Below are 15,790 nucleotides of genomic sequence, written 5' to 3' on the forward strand. Positions count from 1 at the left end.
AGTCACGCCCAGCGTTTAATGATTATGGAAGTATTAATGCCGCCGAACGCGAAGTTATTACTTTGAATATATTCGCAGTCAATGTGACGGGCTTCACCCATAATATAATCTAACGTGCCGCATTGCTCGTCCGGTTCTCTTAAATTGATGGTCGGGGCGAACCAGCCCTCACGCATCATCTGCAGGCTCATCCACGCCTCCAGCGCGCCACAGGCCCCCAGGGTATGGCCGAAATAGCTCTTTAACGATGAAATTGGCACACTGTCGCCGAACACCGCGGCGGTGGCCAGACTTTCGGCGATATCGCCCCGGTCGGTGGCGGTGCCGTGCGCCGAAATATAGCCCATATCCTGCGGGCTCAGCCCGGCAATCTTCAGCGACTTCTCCATGCAGATCTGCATAGTTTCCCGCTGCGGCTGGGTGATATGCGACGCGTCGCAGTTGGTGGCGAAACCGACAATTTCGCCGTAGATGGTGGCGCCGCGCGCCTTCGCATGCTCCAGCTCTTCCAGAATCAGGGTACCTGCCCCTTCACCAATCACCAGCCCGTCGCGTTGCACATCAAAGGGTGAGGGGGTGGCATCCGGCGCGTCGTTGCGCTGGCTGGTGGCGAAAAGGGTATCGAACACCGCCGCTTCCGACGGGCAAAGCTCTTCGGCACCGCCTGCCACCATCACCGTCTGATAACCGTGGCGGATGGCTTCCCAGGCATAGCCAATCGCCTGGCTGCCGGAGGTACAGGCGCTGGAGGTGGGGATCACCCGCCCGCGCAGGCCGAAGAACAGGCCGGTGTTCACCGCCGTGGTGTGGGGCATCATCTGCACGTAGGTGGTGCCGGTGATGTTGTTGGTGTGCTTCTCGGTGAGCATGGTGGCGAATTCGCTGACCGGGCCGGTGCTGCCGGTGGACGAGCCATAGGCAATGCCGGTTTCACCCTGGGTAAGAATCGGATCGTCAAGCAGCCCCGCCTGCGCCAGGGCCAGTTCGGTGGCGCGGGTCGACAGCAGCGACACGCGACCCATGGCGCGGATGCGCTTGCGGATGTAGTGATCCGGCAGGGTAAAATCATCGATCGGCGCGGCCAGCAGGGTGTGCAGGCCGTCATAGACCGTCCACTCCGGCATCCTGCGCACCGCGTTTTTGTATTCACGTAAGCGGGCAGCAACCGATGCCCACGTTTCCCCAAAGGCGGTGACGCCGCCCATGCCTGTGATCACCACCCGACGCGTCATAACATTCCCCCGTTAATGGAGATAACCTGGCGGGTCACATAGCCCGCGATATCCGACATCAGGTAGCTGGCAAGCCCGGCCACCTCGTCCGCCTGACCCATCCGTTTCATCGGGATCGCGGCCATCGCCTCTTTCAGCGCGGCCTCTTCCATCTCGATCATTCCGGTATCAATCAGCCCAGGCGCGATGCAGTTGACGGTGATTTTGCGCTTCGCCAGCTCCACCGCCAGGGCTTTGGTGGCGCCGATGATGCCGGCTTTGGCCGCGCTGTAGTTCACCTGGCCGCGGTTGCCCATCACCCCGGAAACCGACGACAGCGTAATAATCCGTCCACCCTGACGGGCAGCGATCATGGGCATCATGCAGGGATGAATGACGTTGTAAAAGCTGTCGAGGTTAGTGTGGATCACGCTGTCCCAGTCCTCGTCGCTGAGCGCCGGAAACGCGCCATCCCGGGCGATGCCGGCGTTACTTACCAGGCCATACCAGGGGCCATGCGTCGCCATATCCTCCTCCAGCACCTCACGGCACTGCGCCCGGTCGCCCACGTCAAACGCCAGCAGACGCCCGTTTCCGCCGGCCTGTTCGATCGCCTCCAGGGTGGCCCCGGCACCTGCGGCGTCGCGGTGGTAATGCACGCCGACGGTAAACCCGTCCGCGGCCAGTTTAAGGGCGATAGCCCGGCCAATGCCTTTGCTGGCGCCGGTGACCAGAACAGAACGACTCATGGATTCACTCCTGGTTTAAACAGTGATGCCAGCTCCTGCTGGCTGGGCTGGAAGGTATTGACGCGCCCGGTCGCCAGCGTGTCGCCATGGGCGGTGATGAGGCACTCGAAGCTGCTGAAGCGCTCATCTTCCATCAGCAGCGTGGCGGTGATGGTTAACACGCTACGGGCCGGAAAGCGCCCCGCGGCACAGACCAGCTCCCGCGCGCCCAGTATCATGCCGAGCGAACTGCTCTCCTGGCCCTTCTGTTCACGGTGCCAGCCAGACCAGATGCCAACGGTCTGGGCCATCAGCTCAAGGGCGTACCAGCCCGGTAGATCGCCTTCGGTATTCAAAAATGGCGCCAGCACCCCCTCGGGCGTGACGCTGACCCGACAGACGGCGGTGTCGGCGCTGACGCTCTCGACCGATTCCAGCAGCAGCATGGGGGCATCGTGGGGCAGGTAGTCTGCCGGTAATAAATAGCTCATGACACTCTCCCGAGCAGAATACTGGCGTTATTGCCGCCAAAGGCGAACGAATTAGACAAAATCACCGGTTTTTGCAGCGTCCCTGGCTGATGCAGCACGCCGCAGGGTGCAAGGGTCAGATCCGGCGCATAGCGGCTGAAATCCTGGGCGGGCAGGGGCAGGCCGCGGGTTAAAATCAGCCAGCTCAGCGCCGCCTCGGTGATCCCCGCCGCGCCCAGCGTATGCCCGGTCAGGTGCTTGGTTGAACTGCAGGGCACCGCCTCGCCAAACAGGTCGTGGATCACCCGGGATTCGATCTGGTCATTGAGCGGCGTCGCCGTGCCGTGCAGATTGATGTAGCCCACGTCATCCGGCGTCATTCCGGCGTCGTGTAGCGCCTGGTTAATGGCGTTAATGGCCCCTTCGCCCTGCGGATGGGGGGCAGAAATATGGTACGCATCGCTCGACTCGCCGCTGCCCAGCAGCGCCACCGGCTGCGGCTCCCGGGTGAGCAGCATCAGCGCCGCCGCTTCGCCAATGGTGATCCCCCGGCGGTCGCGGCCAAAGGGCTCGCACAAGGTGGTGGAAAGGGATTCGAGGCTGTTAAAACCGTTTACCGGCATCCGGCTCAGCGTATCGGCGCCGCCGACAAGCGCGACATCCACCAGCCCGGAATCAATCAGCCGACGTCCGCTTATCATCGCCCGCGCGCTGGAGGAGCAGGCGGTCGAGAGCGTCCAGGCCGGGCCGTCAAGATCCAGCCAGTTCGCCAGAAAGCGCGACGGATCGCCCAGCTCCTGCTGCGCGTAGCGCCAGTGGGGACTCGCTTCGCCGGCCATCGACAGGCGCACATGCGTGTCGCCCTCATCGAGCCCGGAGGTGCTGGTGCCGAGCACCACCGCCACCCGGTCGCGACCGTAGCGGGCAATGGCCTCGTCCACCGCAGGCTGGATCTGCGCCAGCGCCGCCAGCAGAAGCTGATTATTACGCGAGCGGTGGCGGGCAAAGCGGTCCGGGATCGCGGGCAGTTCGGCATCGACACCCCCCAGCACCGCCTCCTGACCCGGTAACCAGCCGCTGCGCAGCCGCATGCCGGGCGCCACGCCGCGCGTCAGGTTGGCGGCAATCTCATCAGGTGCGTTGCCCAGGGCGTTGAGCAGGCCAACGGCAGAAATGTAGATCATCTCAGTCATCCAGATATTGAATGGTGATGTGGTAGTGGAACACGTGCTGTTCGATGCTAATCGGCATGCGCTTGCCTTTGCGCTGCAGGTAGATAATCTCCGTCACCAGCTTGCCGTCACCATTGCGCAGCTCACGCCGGTCGCCTTTATCCTTCAACGTCCAGCCTTTAGGCAACTGCGGCAGCCAGGCGTCGAGGGGCCAGTGGCTAAGCATTACGTCCGCCAGCACCTGGCTGGCCGGAGGAAGCGCTGGCGCAACAATCGACTGTTCAGTATGGATGCCCGTTTCATTATAGGTGGCGAGGAACAAACGGATCCCCACCGACGAGAGTCCCGCGAGGGTCACTTTCTGCCCATCGGCGTTCAGCATCACCAGCAGCGACTGGGTATTGCCGTTCACGCTGGCGGTCAACAGCTGCTGGGAACTGAGCGCCGGGGTAATGCCCGGCGGCGGCAGCGTCACCCGGGTACCCGGCTGGAGCCACGCCTGTGGGCGGGTATCGTCACGCTTCTGGGCTGTATGGCTGCAACCGGCCAGCAGCAGCGCGCCGATCAGAAGGGCGGCGCGATAAAAAGGGGTCATCATCATGGTCTCTCATTTTTGTCCGGCATCGCCAGCGGAGCCAGCAGAAAGGCGGTGAAAATGCCGCTGACCAGCACAATCCCGAAGCTGCCGATGGCCTGGGTGGTGCTGAAGACCAGCATGCCGAGGGTCAGCAGGGTGGTCATCATCGACAGGGTGATGGCGAGCAGGGAGGTTAACGGCGTGCCGCGCGGGTTGTTGAAGAATAGCGTGTAGTTGATCCCGATGCCGAGGACCAGCACCAGCGCCAGGAGTGAAAACAGGTTAACCGGATGGCCCGTAGCCGCCAGCGCGGCCAGGCCACAGCCCAGCGACAGCAGGGAGGGCACCAGGGTGATCAATCCCTTGCGCCAGCCGAGGCGTAGCATCGCGCCACAGGCGATTGTTGCCAGCGCCACCGCCAGCAGGCCGGTCAGCAGGGTGCGGTAGAGGGCAAACAGGCTGTCAAAACGGGCCTTGCGATCGACCCATACCACGCCGGGATATTGCTCCGCCAGTTTGCCCAGCGCCGGGCTGTTTTTCACCCCATCCACCGGCACCAGCACGCCGCTCTCGCCGCCGGGCAGCGTGAGCCACAGCAGACGCCACCCTTCACTGGCCGGACTGGCAAGCCAGGCATCAACCCCCACCGGCATTGGACGCAGATCCGGCGACACGGTGGTCAGCCCTGCGCTTTGCAGCACCCCGGTCACCGCCGGCGCCGCCTTGTGCAGCAGGGCCAGATCGCGCGCCTGTTGCGCCAGCGAGTTCAGCGGCAGGCTACGCCAGGCGGTCAGCTCGCCCGCCTGCTGCGCCTGACCCAGCGCCGGGGTAAACGCCTCCAGCCGCTCCAGGGTCTGCTGGGCCGAGTCGCCATGGACCACGAACCATTTTTGATCGACCCGCTGGCCGGTCAGGGCGGTAATGGCTTTCTCCTGGGCGAGAATCGCCTGCGGCAGGGCCTGAAGCTGGGCGATATCATCGTCCACCCGCAGCGTCGCGATCCCCGCAAGGGCGATAACCGCCAGCGCCACCGGCAGGCCCACCGACAGGCGTTTATCGCGCCAGGCCGCCAGCCAGCGCAGCATCAGGGTTTTCATCGGCACCGGGCGCACCGGTAAGCCGCGACACAGCCACGGATGCCAGAAGATCACCGTCAGACAGGCACCGCTCAGGCCCGCGGCGGCAAAGACCGCCATCTGGCGGATACCCGGGAAGGGTGCCAGCATCATGATGAAATAGGCCGCCACGGTGGTGAACAACGCCAGCAGCAGGGCATTGCGCACTTTTGCCAGGCTTTGCCACGGCGACTGTTCCCTGCCGTGCACCATTCGCTCGGTCAGGTAATAAAGCGTGTAATCCGCCGAGATGCCGATGATGCCCATACTCATCACCAGGGTCATCAGATGCAGTTCGCCAAACAGCAGCAGGGTCGCCACCGTGCCCGCCAGTGCGCCGATAGCGATAGAGAGCAGGCACAGCAGGAGCGGGCGCAGGGAGCGGAACACCGCCACAATCAGCCCTATCACGCCCAGGAGGGTAGCAACGCCCAGCGTGGAGACGTCCCGTTTCGCCTGCTGGCTGGCGTAGTCACTGTAAAACACCGTCCCGCGCGACAGCAGCTGCGCCCGGGGATAACGCGTTTTCAACTGGCCTTCGAGATCGTGAAGCGTGGTCACCAGCCGGTGGGTCTGCTGCATATCGAACGACGAACCGGCCAGCTCGCCGTGCAGCAGATACCAGTAATTGCCCGCCTCATCTTTCGTTACCAGCCAGCCGTCCATCAGCCGCAGTTTCTGGCTGTTTTGGGCAAGGGAAAGCTGCGAGCCGCGCATCAGCATCAGCGGGTCGTTTTGCAGCTCTTTGCCGCTGACGCCAGAGAAAGCGGAGTAAAGCTGGGACAAAATCCACTGGGCCTGCGCCTCGCCGCCGTTTTGCAGCCGCGCACGGGTGGCAGGGTCGATCAGGCCGTTACGATGCTGCCAGAAGAAGTCGCCCCAGGCTTTTTGCCCGGCGGCGTCCATCGGCCCTTTTACCGCGTGCAGGGAACCGGATGTCTGCAACAGGCTCAGCCACTGCTGCGCCACCTGCGGATCGGGCGCGTTACCGGGGCTGACCAGCCACACCAGCTGGCGGTCAAGTCGCTGGATAAAACCGTCGTTCAGGGCGGGGGGAATGGCGCCCAGGCTCTGTTTGGGCAGCATCGCCAGCACGCTGCTGTTCAGCCGCGCCCCGGGTAACAGCGTCAGCAGTACCGCCAGCAGTGCCAGGCAGATTATTCCCCATATCAGCGCCGGGCGGCGGCCATTACGGGGCGGCAAAGCGTTGGCGTTCGTCATCGGTCAGGCTGGCGGGCGTGAGCTGGTGGCGGGAAAGGGTAATATCGGTGCGGTCGCCCTGCCTGTCGTTCAGCACAATGGACTCCAGATAGGTCTCACCGCCCAGATCGAGTGAGGTGAAAATCTTGTCCAGCGGCGTAGTGATCGGGGTCAACACCAGCGACCAGCGGCCATTGCCGAGATCCTTAAAGTCGATACGGAAGTTCTCCTCCAGCACCTTGCGATCCGCCTGGAACAGGGCGCGCAGCAGGTGGTTGAACTGGAACATCTGCGGGTTATTATCGGCGGTGATGATCTGCGGCGGCTGGCCGTTAATGGTCTGTACCATCCGGTTGTCGTCCAGCAGCAGGGTCATCGGGAAGGGCGCTTTTTGCTCCCACAGCAGGCCGTTATCCCGGGCGATCAGCATTTCGCCGTTCGAACGCAGGGGCTGGGGCAGATCTTTAATGGTGCGGAGCTGCTCAAAGTGGGCACGCACCACCGGCTGTTCGGTAAAGCGCTGCTGTAATTCATCCAGCGTCACGGCGCTGACCCAGGGGCTGACCAGCAGGGCAAGCAGGGGTAACCACTTCATGGCGTCACTCCCATGCGCTCAAACAGCACTGGCGGGCTAACAAAACAGAGCTCGCGGCTCTGCTCCTCCACCGCCACCTGAATGGTGTAGCCGGTGGTGGTCCGCTTGCCGCTGGTGGCGTCAAAAATCTGGTAGGCGATGCGCAGGCGGTTCTCGAACTCTTCGATATGGGCCCGGACGCGGATGCGCTGCTCAAAGGTGAGGACATCGCGGTACTTCACCCGGGTATCCACCACCGGCCAGAGATAGCCAGAGGCTTTCATCTGGCGATAGCCATAATCGAACTGGTTGAGCAGCGCCTCGCGGGCGATCTCAAAGTAGCGAAAATAGTTGCCGTGCCAGACCACGCCCATCATATCGACGTCGTGAAACGGTACGGTCAGCTCTACTTCAGTGGTAAAGCGCGGATCGGTCAGCACCCTTTACTCCTTCTCGTGGGCATCCGGCAGACGCCAGAAATCGAAAAAATTAAACCAGTCGAGCGGAGCCTGCAGCGCAAAGTGCTCCAGCCGTTGGGCATAACGGTCGACGGTCTGCTGTAACGCCTGCTGGCGCTCGCTGCGCGGTAACAGCAGCGGATCGGCAAAGTCTTCGCAGTGGATATGCAGCTTCTGCTGCTGGCGCAGGGCGAAGATCAGCACCACCGGGCAGCGCATCAGCGAGGCGAGGACAAAGGGCCCCTCGGGGAACGGCGCGGGCTGGCCCATAAAATCGCTCCATACCACGCGCCAGTTTCCGCCGCGCTGCGGATCGACGGCGATCCGATCTCCAACGATCGCCACCCATTCCCCGCGATCGATCTTCTCTTTCAGCAGGATGGCCGTTTCCGGGCCAATATCGGTCACCGGTATCAGGTTCAGCCCGGCCTGGGGTGCCATCTCCTGCATAATCTGTTTGAAACGCTGGGCGTTATCGCTGAACACCAGCGCGTTGATGGTTTTGCCCCCTTTAAGCTGGGCCAGGGCGCGGCACGCTTCAACGTCACCCAGATGGGAGGCCAGCAGCAGTTTGCCCTGCGGCGACGTCAGATCGAGTCTTTCCCGTGCGCCGGGCGCAAATAGCACGTCCCGGTCCAGTTTGAGTTCGCCCTGCCAGCTGGCGACCTTATCCAGCATGGCGTTGCCGAAGCGCAGGAAGTGGAAAAAGCTGTTCAGGCGCGCAGGTTTTGGCTGCTGGCGTCTCGCCAGCGTCTCACTGACCCGGGCGATCCACTGCCGGGAGGCCTGCCGCGCCGGACGGGCGGTCAGCCAGTAGACGGTAATCACCGGCCAGAGCAGGAGGGTAAACGCCCGGCGGCCAAGCAGCTGCCAGACCCGCAGCATCAGGCGCATGCCGTAGAGACCTTTGACCTCCTGCTGCTGCGCCCAGTGCTGGCGGCGAGGGCGTAACAGCAGGGAAGGGATACGCGGTAGCATGCCGAGGAACAGCCGGGTATGCATCCAGGAGATGCGCAGGTTATCGTTCAGGGCATCGAAATGGGAGAGGCCATTCTCAGGGTAGGTCACCCGGGTGGGCAGAAAATAGCTGGTATTGCCCTGCCAGTAGAGGCGCACCATCACTTCGGTGTCAAAATCCATTCGCTTACCGAGGGAGACGCGGTTTGCCAGCTGGAGCGTGGCCTCCACCGGGTAGACCCGAAAGCCGCACATGCTGTCTTTGAGCTGCAATGAGAGCGTTTCGATCCAGACCCAGACGTGAGTGACCCAGCGGCCATACAGCCGCGAGCGGGGGATCGAATCATCAAAGAGCGGCTGGCCGGAGATAAGCGCTGTCGGGTGGCGTTCGGCCAGCGCCAGCAGCCGGGGAATGTCCTCCAGCGCGTGCTGGCCGTCGGCGTCCACCTGTACCGCATGGCTAAAACCGGCTCCGGCGCAGACCTTCAGCCCGCGGATCACCGCCGCGCCCTTGCCGCTGTTGTGGGTCAGCCGCACCAGCGTTACCTGCGCATTGTCGGCGGCCAGGCGATCCAGTGCCTGACGGGTGCTGGCGTCGCTGCCGTCGTCCACCACAATCACCGGCAGCTGAAACGGCGCCAGGCGGGCCAGCACGCTTGCCATCATCGCCCCGTGGTTATAGCAGGGGATGAGGATGCAGGGGCGGAAGGTTAACGGCATAAGCGAATCTTCCCGCTGCTGGCGGTGTGGCGCAGCTCGCCGTCGTGCCGCAGATAGCTAAAGGTGAGCATCTGGCGCGCCGCGTTCCAGTCGAGAACCAGCGTCACGGTGGCCTCCGGCAGCAGCGGCGCCTGAAACTTCACGTGCTGAATAGTGTGAAAACGGTATTCCGGCGCCAGCAGCGTGGTGGCGTAGTGCATCACCCAGTCCACCTGGGCAACTCCCGGCAGCAGCGGCTGCACGGCAAAATGGCCCTGGAACCAGAACAGCGCCGGATCGAGATGCAGGACGATCTCAAGGTGCTGAGGCTGTGCCTGGTGGCGCCCGATCTCAGGGATGTTCATCAAATAACTCCTGTAGCTGCGCATAGACACGCTTGTTCATACTGTTCACCGGCATTTCATCAAGAATGCGCCAGTAGCGGGGTACCGCGACCGGTTCGAGCCAGGGGCGCAGGGCGCGTCGCCAGGCGAGGATCTGCGCTTTACTGCCGCGCTGGTGCAGCTGCTGACGCGCGGTGTCGCTCAGAACCAGCAGGACGCCAATCCCCTGCCGCCCACCGCGGGTGACAGGCAGCGCCGCCGCTTCGTAGATGCCCTCCAGCGCCAGCAGACGCTGTTCGATCTCATTGAGCGAAATGCGCTTCTCTTCGATTTTCACCACCCGGCCCCGGCGGCCGACGAGGCTGAACTGACCGTTATCCGCGAAGTGCAGAATATCGTCGAGCAGCACGCCGTCCGCATCCGTAAGCGGCGAGGTGACGCGCAGGGCCTCATTATCGCGGTGAAAGGTGACGCCAGGGAAGGGCTGCCAGAGGTTTGCCTCTGCCTGGCGATAGCGCCAGGCGAGAACCCCGGTTTCGCTGCTGCCGTAAATTTCATCCGGCCAGCATCCCAGCCAGCGGTGGGTATCGCAGACCGACGGCCACGCCAGTACACCCCCGGCCGAAACTAACACCGCGACGGGCGGCGGGGTGAGGGCAGGATCGAGCCGCTTCAGAAATGCCGGGCTGCTAATAAACAGGTAGCGCTGTGTGGGATCGAGCGCCGCCAGCTGCTCGGCATGGGTGAGCATCGCCGTGTGCAGCGCCATCCCCAGCGCCATCGGCAGCACAATGCGAAACGTCAGGCCGTAGAGATGCTGCGGCACCACCGAGGAGACGACAGCGCAACCGTGCAGCCGCGCACCAAAGCGGGCTGCCAGCAGGCGGGCTTCGCCATCGAGCTGGGCGATGGTCTTGATAATACGCTCAGGCTTTCCGGTCGAGCCGGAGGTGAACAGCTCGATAGCGCGGGTATTCCCGATGTCCGGCAGCGGCGTAAAGGCGGCGGCACGGCGGCGGGCAGAGCCGATCACCTGCAGCGGGCCGCGGATGTTCAGCGTCCTGTCGCTCAGCACGCCGCTGAACAGCGCCTGTTGCTCTTCCAGCAGCGATTCCCGGCTGTGTCCGGGCAGCACCGGCGTTTTGCCCGCATGCAGCGTTGCCAGCAGGGCGACGATAAACAGATAGCAGTCCTCGAAGCAGAGCGCCCAGCGCTCACCTTCCTGCTGTTGTAAAGAGGCCGTCAGGGTGATGACGTCGTGGCGTAACTCCCCGAGCGTCCAGCGATAATCGCCGGACCAGGCGACAGGGGTGTCGTCCGGACGGGGAGCGTTCAGCCACTGGCTCAGCGGCAGGGGGTTATGCATCTTTCATCATCCGCTGACGTACCAGCCACTCGCTTGCCATTAACGTTCCCATCAGGATGTAGGCGATCATGCCGTTCCACAGCGTCCAGAGCCGCATATCCCCATGCAACACGGTGAACAGCGCCACGCTGCCGTTAAAAATGAAAAAGCCGCACCATACCCGCGTCACGACGCGGGTGTAGCGCACACCAGCAGGGGGAAGATGGGGGTCGCGCAGGCGCGCCAGCCGCTCCACTATTGGCATCGTCGTCCAGAGCGAGCCGCCAAACACCGCCAGCATGGCCAGGTTCACCACCACCGGATAGAGCAGCAGCCAGTGGTGCGCGTTCAGCAGATAGCTTGCCGCACAGAGGAGGATGCCCACCAGGGCCACGCTCTGGATCACATAGCGCAGCGGCCCGGCGTTGCGCCGCGCCTGGTTAAAACGGCACAGCAGCAGGACGGCCATCAGCGGCAGCAGCCAGTGCAGCCTGTTGTGCGCCAGCCCAAAGCCCACCAGGAAGGGCCAGCCGAGCAGCATTAATCCCGTCAGCAGCGGGATGACCGGAAATGACTTTCCGCCACGCATGATGCGTTACGCTTCGCCCAGCAGTTTTTCTACCGCATCCACCACGTCCTGCACGGTACGCACCGACTTGAAGGTGTCCGGCTTGATACGGGCGCCGGTTCGCTTCTGCAGGTGAACCACCATGTCGACGGCGTCGATGCTGTCCAGCTCCAGATCCTCATACAGTCGCGCCTGCGGCGTTATATCCTCGGGGGCGACTTCAAACAGGGTGATCAGAAGGGAAGTCACTTCCTGGTAAACGGATTTGTGTTCAGTCGTCATTTCAGTTCAGTCTCAGGCGCGTTGGGCAGTGATGAAAGAGGCCAGCGTGGCAACGGAGTAGAAGTGCTGGCGCATCTCTTCGCTTTCCGCAGACAGCACCACGCCGTACTGGTTTTTTACCGCCAGGCCCAGCTCAAGGGCATCGATTGAGTCAAGGCCCAACCCATCGCCAAACAGCGCGGCATCCGTATCGATATCCTCTGCGGTCAATTCGTCCAGATTGAGGGTGGTAATAATTAGATTTTTAATTTCAAGGTAGAGCGCTTGCATCATTCATTCCTGACAAAGATTTGAGACCGGATGTTAAGCGATGCTGCAGGTGCCGGTTGAGCTGTCGGGCCGCCAGCGCGGGCTCGTGGACTGCCGCATCGTAAAAATCATCAATATTCACCCGCTCACGGACATCAACCGTAAAAAAGGGCTTGTCTGGCGGTATGTCATACCACTGGCTCTGTTTATCGAGCAGATGCTCACTGCAGTGGATAAGTACCACCCGCAGATCGCTGGCGCACCGCACGGCAATATTCGCCGCCCCGCGCTGCAACGTCATGGCTTTTCCCACCTGCGTACGCGTCCCTTCCGGGAAAATCAGCAGGGTGTCGCCCTGGCCCAGCCGCTGCTGACAGGCGCTTAAGAGCGTATCGGCTTCGCTGTTGATCAGGTAATCCGCAGCCCGGATCGCACCGCTGAGAAAGGGGTTCCGCAGCAGAGCGCCTTTCACCAGACAGTCGGTTTCCGGCATCACCGAGGCGATAAGCACGTAGTCGATAAGCGTCGGATGATTCGCCACCACCAGGCAGCCGCGCTCCTGGCGCAGGACCTCAAGGTTATCGAAACGGTAATCGAGCACGCCCAGGGCGCGCGCCACGGTTAAAAAGGTGCGGAAGCTGGCGGCGATGCTGCGGCGGGCGAGGCGACGGCGACGGGCGCGATCGCGCTGCACCAGGTTCAACAGATTGAACCACACCAGCGACAGCAGCAGTCCGCCCACGCCAAACAGCACGAAGCACAGGCCGGTCATCACCAATCGCCAGCCGCGGCCACACGCCGCCTTAATCGCTCTCATGCCCGCGTCCACTGCCACAGCAGGCGCTCGCCGGGCACGTCAAACTGCGCATCGTCGCGCAGGTAGTGGCGCAGGAACAGCAGGCTCTGCGGCAGCGGGAGTTCGTCCGGATAACGGGCGGCGCGGGTTTCACAGCGCAGGCTGTTGCCGGCTTCAATGACCAGCGCCAGAGCATAGGGCCAGCCTGGCATCTGTTCCGGCAGCGCGGGGCGGTAAAAATCGGGCAGGGTGCCGTCGAAATCGACCATTAACAGCCGCTTATACCCGGCATGCAGCAGGCTCAGCACCTCAATGAGACCCTGCTGGAAGGTATCCATTCCGGCGGAGAGGGACGACGAGACGATCGGCTGACGCGCGGCGATGGTGAGATTCCCCACCGCGGAGTTGTGCACCGACATGGCGAAATCGGTGGGGGAGAGATCCTGTCCGGTCGCCAGCGCATGCAGAAGGCGGTAGTTTCGCTCCAGCTCACCGTGACGGCTGGTGTAGACCACGGCGTCAATGGCGTGCTTGCGCACCATCGCCATTCCGCACTCCACCGCCAGCTTGCTGCCAGAGCTGAGGCGGCGGGCGGTCATCATCGGCAGTTCGGACAGTTTTGCCTGCGGCGCGGCGGGATCGATGGCGTGCGAGCCCTGTGACCATGCCTGCCACTGACTGGCATCGCAAAGGCCTGGCGCTCTGGCTTGCCAGTCGAGAATGTTAAGTGCAAATTTCATCTGCGCGCGTCCGCGATAAACCCGTCATCCGGTCACGCCCCTGTCACTCAGGCGGCGTTACTGTTCATATTTCTGGCAAATCAATAAGGTGTGGCCCACCCCGAGATTGTCATGCCGCTCTTCTACCCGGAATCCTGCTTTTTCCAGATAGTGATAAAATTTTTCTGCGCTGTAAAAACGGCTGTTGCCGTTCGCCATACAGGTGAAATAGAGCGAGGTGGCGTTCAGGCTGAAGGCGGCCGCTTCGAATCGCTGCGCATCCCAGAACAGCTCCAGAATGCACAGGCGGGCACCCGGCTTCATCACCTTCGCCACGTTGCTTAGCAGGGTCACAATCTGATCGGGAGAGAAGCAGTCCAGAAACTGGCTCATCCACCAGACATCCGCGTCATCCGGCAGTTCAGCGTCGCTAAGCATATCGACAGGATGGAACTCAATACGATGAGATAATCCTGCTTTTGCGATATTTTCCTGGGCCAGTGCAATTTGCTGCGGCAAATCGAGCAGCGTAACGGCGACATTTTCATCGTATCTACAGCAGCGTAGCGCCCATTTACCCGTATTGCCGCCGACATCGTACAATTTTGTCGGCCTGCTTGCGAATATAAGGGGCAGGGCGGCGTCGAATGCGCCGTCGGAATAGAAGTGATCGAAAGCAAACCAGCTCCGCTGTGCCTGCTCGGGCAGGGCAGAGAGGGCCGGATAGATGGTTGGCCAGTCGCCAAAGACCGTCAGTCCCGCCGGCTTTTCCCCTTGCAGAGAATCGGCAAGGTGAAACAGTCCCTGGTAGCATACGTCCTGGGTGAAATCCATGTTGACCCGGGTCATGCTGTCATGCAGCAGGTAGTGGCCGATTTTAGCCAGATAATAACGTCCGTCGCTGCGGGTCACGATCCGTCCGCTTAATCCCATATCCAGCAGCACGCCCGCGCCATACTCACTGAGCGTGCAGTTAGCGACGATCTCGTCAAGCGTCGCGCCGTGCTGGCCCTGTTTGTCCAGCAAGGCGAGCACCCCGAAATGACGCAGACAGCGCGCGGTCTGAAACAGCATGGGGGCAAACGCGATGCGTTGCGCTTCGGTGATGGCCTCAAGCGCGCTGAGCGTGTCCTTCTCGTACATGAATTACGTCACCTTTCGCCGGTTAGAACAGAGAACGTCGGGCCATTGCTGACCCGACGTATAAGTTTACCGCACCGCGCGCGCTAAAAGGGGAGACGCTATCCCGGCAGCCTGCTTTTTGGTCTGCCTGGCCCAAGCAGGATCGCCAGTTTGCTGCCGCCCCGGGTGGTCTCCATCCAGATCTTACAGACGCTGGTGAGCGGCACGGAAAGTAACATCCCCACCGGGCCGAGCAACCAGCCCCAGATCAATAACGACAGGAAGACCACCAGAGTGGACATTCCCAGCCGGTGGCCCATCATTCGCGGCTCAACGATATTGCCCAGCACCATGTGGACGATAAGGAATAGCGCCCCCACCATCATGCATTCGTAAAAACCGTTGAACAGGAACGCCTGGATCATCGGCGGTACGGCGGAGATCACCGCGCCGATATTAGGCACATAGTTCAGCAGGAAGGCCAGCACGCCCCACATCAGGGCAAACTGCACCCCCAGCAGCGTCAGCCCCAGCCAGACAATGGCCCCGGTCCACAAACTCAGCAGCGTTTTCAGCGCCAGGTAGTGCGACACGCCCTTCAGGGCGCGGTGTAAACCGGCGATATGGATCTGCGGATTATTGAGGGCAAAACGCATCTTGTACGGCACGTGGCGCACTTCAAACAGCATAAAGACCACGGTCATCACCAGCAGCAAAATGCTGGCCATCGCCCCGGAAAGCTGAGTCATCAGCGCGGTGGCAAAGGTCATCACCTTTTCCGAGTCCATCCGTCTCAGCATCCGCTCCGGGGAGATGTGCAGGTTGAGGAACGGGAACATTTGCTGCAGATCGACAATCTTGCGCGTCAGCTCTTTGTTGTATTTCGGCAGCATGGCGGCAAATTCATTGAGCGAGGCCGCCAGCACCCCAAACAGCGCCGTCAGTCCAATCAGCATTACCACCACCACAATGGTGATGGCAACAGGGCGGCTTACCCCCCGGCGCAAAAACCAGGTGACGAGGGGGTTAAGGACGATGGCGAAAAAGAGCGCCAGCAATAGCTGAACGAGAATATCTGCTGCGGCGTGAATGCCTGCCAGGATCACCACCAGACAGGCCAGCTTCATTAAAATATGGAGACCCGCTTTATCAGCGGGTGGAAGACCCGTTTTATCGGGCGGCGTGATTATCATGATTATTCCTC

18 protein-coding genes are annotated in these 15,790 nt (G+C 62.0%); all 18 read right to left on the reverse strand.

Annotation, left to right across the window (positions count from 1 at the left end):
* Positions 1 to 2: 2 nt before the first annotated feature.
* Positions 3 to 1,232 carry a beta-ketoacyl-ACP synthase gene (locus B3X29_RS15990; protein ID WP_159340197.1) on the reverse strand — a complete coding sequence of 410 codons (1,230 nt, stop codon included), beginning with the start codon at positions 1,230 to 1,232 and terminating at the stop codon, positions 3 to 5.
* On the reverse strand, positions 1,229 to 1,960 hold the full coding sequence (locus B3X29_RS15995; protein WP_156655338.1) for a 3-ketoacyl-ACP reductase FabG2: 732 nt from the start codon (positions 1,958 to 1,960) through the stop codon (positions 1,229 to 1,231). Before B3X29_RS15995 ends, B3X29_RS15990 begins: the two co-directional genes overlap by 4 nt.
* Complete coding sequence (locus B3X29_RS16000) at positions 1,957 to 2,430, reverse strand: 3-hydroxy-fatty acyl-ACP dehydratase (RefSeq protein ID WP_156655337.1); 474 nt, start codon at positions 2,428 to 2,430, stop codon at positions 1,957 to 1,959. The genes B3X29_RS15995 and B3X29_RS16000 overlap by 4 nt, the downstream gene beginning before the upstream one ends.
* The gene (locus B3X29_RS16005; protein ID WP_156655336.1) at positions 2,427 to 3,593 is read right to left on the reverse strand and encodes a beta-ketoacyl-[acyl-carrier-protein] synthase family protein; all 1,167 of its coding nucleotides are present in this window, start codon (positions 3,591 to 3,593) and stop codon (positions 2,427 to 2,429) included. The genes B3X29_RS16000 and B3X29_RS16005 overlap by 4 nt, the downstream gene beginning before the upstream one ends.
* A gap of 1 nt (position 3,594) precedes the next feature.
* Positions 3,595 to 4,176, reverse strand: a complete 582-nt coding sequence (locus B3X29_RS16010) for a DUF3261 domain-containing protein (RefSeq protein WP_156655518.1) — start codon at positions 4,174 to 4,176, stop codon at positions 3,595 to 3,597.
* 2 nt (positions 4,177 to 4,178) lie between these two features.
* Positions 4,179 to 6,494, reverse strand: a complete 2,316-nt coding sequence (locus B3X29_RS16015; RefSeq protein ID WP_159340199.1) for an MMPL family transporter — start codon at positions 6,492 to 6,494, stop codon at positions 4,179 to 4,181.
* Entirely contained in the window at positions 6,463 to 7,068 is a 606-nt protein-coding gene (locus B3X29_RS16020; protein WP_159340200.1) for a LolA family protein, read from the reverse strand. Before B3X29_RS16020 ends, B3X29_RS16015 begins: the two co-directional genes overlap by 32 nt.
* Complete coding sequence (locus B3X29_RS16025; RefSeq protein ID WP_156655333.1) at positions 7,065 to 7,487, reverse strand: acyl-CoA thioesterase; 423 nt, start codon at positions 7,485 to 7,487, stop codon at positions 7,065 to 7,067. The genes B3X29_RS16020 and B3X29_RS16025 overlap by 4 nt, the downstream gene beginning before the upstream one ends.
* 3 nt (positions 7,488 to 7,490) lie before the next feature.
* Positions 7,491 to 9,182: a glycosyltransferase family 2 protein gene (locus B3X29_RS16030; RefSeq protein ID WP_159340201.1), complete on the reverse strand. Its 1,692-nt coding sequence runs from the start codon at positions 9,180 to 9,182 to the stop codon at positions 7,491 to 7,493.
* Positions 9,173 to 9,526 carry a hydroxymyristoyl-ACP dehydratase gene (locus B3X29_RS16035; protein ID WP_156655331.1) on the reverse strand — a complete coding sequence of 118 codons (354 nt, stop codon included), beginning with the start codon at positions 9,524 to 9,526 and terminating at the stop codon, positions 9,173 to 9,175. Before B3X29_RS16035 ends, B3X29_RS16030 begins: the two co-directional genes overlap by 10 nt.
* Positions 9,513 to 10,871 carry an AMP-binding protein gene (locus B3X29_RS16040; RefSeq protein ID WP_159340202.1) on the reverse strand — a complete coding sequence of 453 codons (1,359 nt, stop codon included), beginning with the start codon at positions 10,869 to 10,871 and terminating at the stop codon, positions 9,513 to 9,515. The genes B3X29_RS16035 and B3X29_RS16040 overlap by 14 nt, the downstream gene beginning before the upstream one ends.
* Complete coding sequence (locus B3X29_RS16045; RefSeq protein WP_156655329.1) at positions 10,864 to 11,439, reverse strand: hypothetical protein; 576 nt, start codon at positions 11,437 to 11,439, stop codon at positions 10,864 to 10,866. Before B3X29_RS16045 ends, B3X29_RS16040 begins: the two co-directional genes overlap by 8 nt.
* A gap of 6 nt (positions 11,440 to 11,445) precedes the next feature.
* Entirely contained in the window at positions 11,446 to 11,700 is a 255-nt protein-coding gene (locus B3X29_RS16050) for an acyl carrier protein (RefSeq protein WP_156655328.1), read from the reverse strand.
* Between the two features lie 12 nt (positions 11,701 to 11,712).
* Positions 11,713 to 11,970 carry a phosphopantetheine-binding protein gene (locus B3X29_RS16055; RefSeq protein ID WP_106995276.1) on the reverse strand — a complete coding sequence of 86 codons (258 nt, stop codon included), beginning with the start codon at positions 11,968 to 11,970 and terminating at the stop codon, positions 11,713 to 11,715.
* Positions 11,951 to 12,766, reverse strand: a complete 816-nt coding sequence (locus tag B3X29_RS16060) for a lysophospholipid acyltransferase family protein (protein WP_231736567.1) — start codon at positions 12,764 to 12,766, stop codon at positions 11,951 to 11,953. Before B3X29_RS16060 ends, B3X29_RS16055 begins: the two co-directional genes overlap by 20 nt.
* Positions 12,763 to 13,485: a beta-ketoacyl synthase chain length factor gene (locus B3X29_RS16065; RefSeq protein ID WP_159340203.1), complete on the reverse strand. Its 723-nt coding sequence runs from the start codon at positions 13,483 to 13,485 to the stop codon at positions 12,763 to 12,765. Before B3X29_RS16065 ends, B3X29_RS16060 begins: the two co-directional genes overlap by 4 nt.
* Positions 13,486 to 13,542: 57 nt before the next feature.
* On the reverse strand, positions 13,543 to 14,607 hold the full coding sequence (locus B3X29_RS16070; RefSeq protein ID WP_159340204.1) for a methyltransferase: 1,065 nt from the start codon (positions 14,605 to 14,607) through the stop codon (positions 13,543 to 13,545).
* A 98-nt stretch (positions 14,608 to 14,705) separates the two neighbouring features.
* Positions 14,706 to 15,779 (reverse strand): AI-2E family transporter, encoded by a 1,074-nt coding sequence (locus tag B3X29_RS16075; RefSeq protein ID WP_103177377.1) that lies wholly within the window; start codon positions 15,777 to 15,779, stop codon positions 14,706 to 14,708.
* Positions 15,780 to 15,790: the final 11 nt, after the last annotated feature.

The organism is Leclercia sp. UBA5076 (genome assembly GCF_002416465.1).
In the GTDB taxonomy this organism is placed as follows: Bacteria; Pseudomonadota; Gammaproteobacteria; order Enterobacterales; family Enterobacteriaceae; genus Enterobacter.

Excerpts from the sequence above, each read along its gene's own strand:
- B3X29_RS16070 (WP_159340204.1), bottom strand. The coding sequence starts at position 14,607 with ATGTACGAGAAGGACACGCTCAGCGCGCTTGAGGCCATCACCGAAGCG.
- B3X29_RS16010 (WP_156655518.1), bottom strand. The coding sequence starts at position 4,176 with ATGACCCCTTTTTATCGCGCCGCCCTTCTGATCGGCGCGCTGCTGCTG.
- B3X29_RS16015 (WP_159340199.1), bottom strand. The coding sequence starts at position 6,494 with ATGACGAACGCCAACGCTTTGCCGCCCCGTAATGGCCGCCGCCCGGCG.
- B3X29_RS15995 (WP_156655338.1), bottom strand. The coding sequence starts at position 1,960 with ATGAGTCGTTCTGTTCTGGTCACCGGCGCCAGCAAAGGCATTGGCCGG.
- B3X29_RS16030 (WP_159340201.1), bottom strand. The coding sequence starts at position 9,182 with ATGCCGTTAACCTTCCGCCCCTGCATCCTCATCCCCTGCTATAACCAC.
- B3X29_RS16000 (WP_156655337.1), bottom strand. The coding sequence starts at position 2,430 with ATGAGCTATTTATTACCGGCAGACTACCTGCCCCACGATGCCCCCATG.
- B3X29_RS16035 (WP_156655331.1), bottom strand. The coding sequence starts at position 9,526 with ATGAACATCCCTGAGATCGGGCGCCACCAGGCACAGCCTCAGCACCTT.
- B3X29_RS16040 (WP_159340202.1), bottom strand. The coding sequence starts at position 10,871 with ATGCATAACCCCCTGCCGCTGAGCCAGTGGCTGAACGCTCCCCGTCCG.
- B3X29_RS16005 (WP_156655336.1), bottom strand. The coding sequence starts at position 3,593 with ATGATCTACATTTCTGCCGTTGGCCTGCTCAACGCCCTGGGCAACGCA.
- B3X29_RS16075 (WP_103177377.1), bottom strand. The coding sequence starts at position 15,779 with ATGATAATCACGCCGCCCGATAAAACGGGTCTTCCACCCGCTGATAAA.
- B3X29_RS16020 (WP_159340200.1), bottom strand. The coding sequence starts at position 7,068 with ATGAAGTGGTTACCCCTGCTTGCCCTGCTGGTCAGCCCCTGGGTCAGC.
- B3X29_RS16045 (WP_156655329.1), bottom strand. The coding sequence starts at position 11,439 with ATGCGTGGCGGAAAGTCATTTCCGGTCATCCCGCTGCTGACGGGATTA.
- B3X29_RS16065 (WP_159340203.1), bottom strand. The coding sequence starts at position 13,485 with ATGAAATTTGCACTTAACATTCTCGACTGGCAAGCCAGAGCGCCAGGC.
- B3X29_RS16060 (WP_231736567.1), bottom strand. The coding sequence starts at position 12,766 with ATGAGAGCGATTAAGGCGGCGTGTGGCCGCGGCTGGCGATTGGTGATG.
- B3X29_RS16055 (WP_106995276.1), bottom strand. The coding sequence starts at position 11,970 with ATGCAAGCGCTCTACCTTGAAATTAAAAATCTAATTATTACCACCCTC.
- B3X29_RS16050 (WP_156655328.1), bottom strand. The coding sequence starts at position 11,700 with ATGACGACTGAACACAAATCCGTTTACCAGGAAGTGACTTCCCTTCTG.
- B3X29_RS15990 (WP_159340197.1), bottom strand. The coding sequence starts at position 1,232 with ATGACGCGTCGGGTGGTGATCACAGGCATGGGCGGCGTCACCGCCTTT.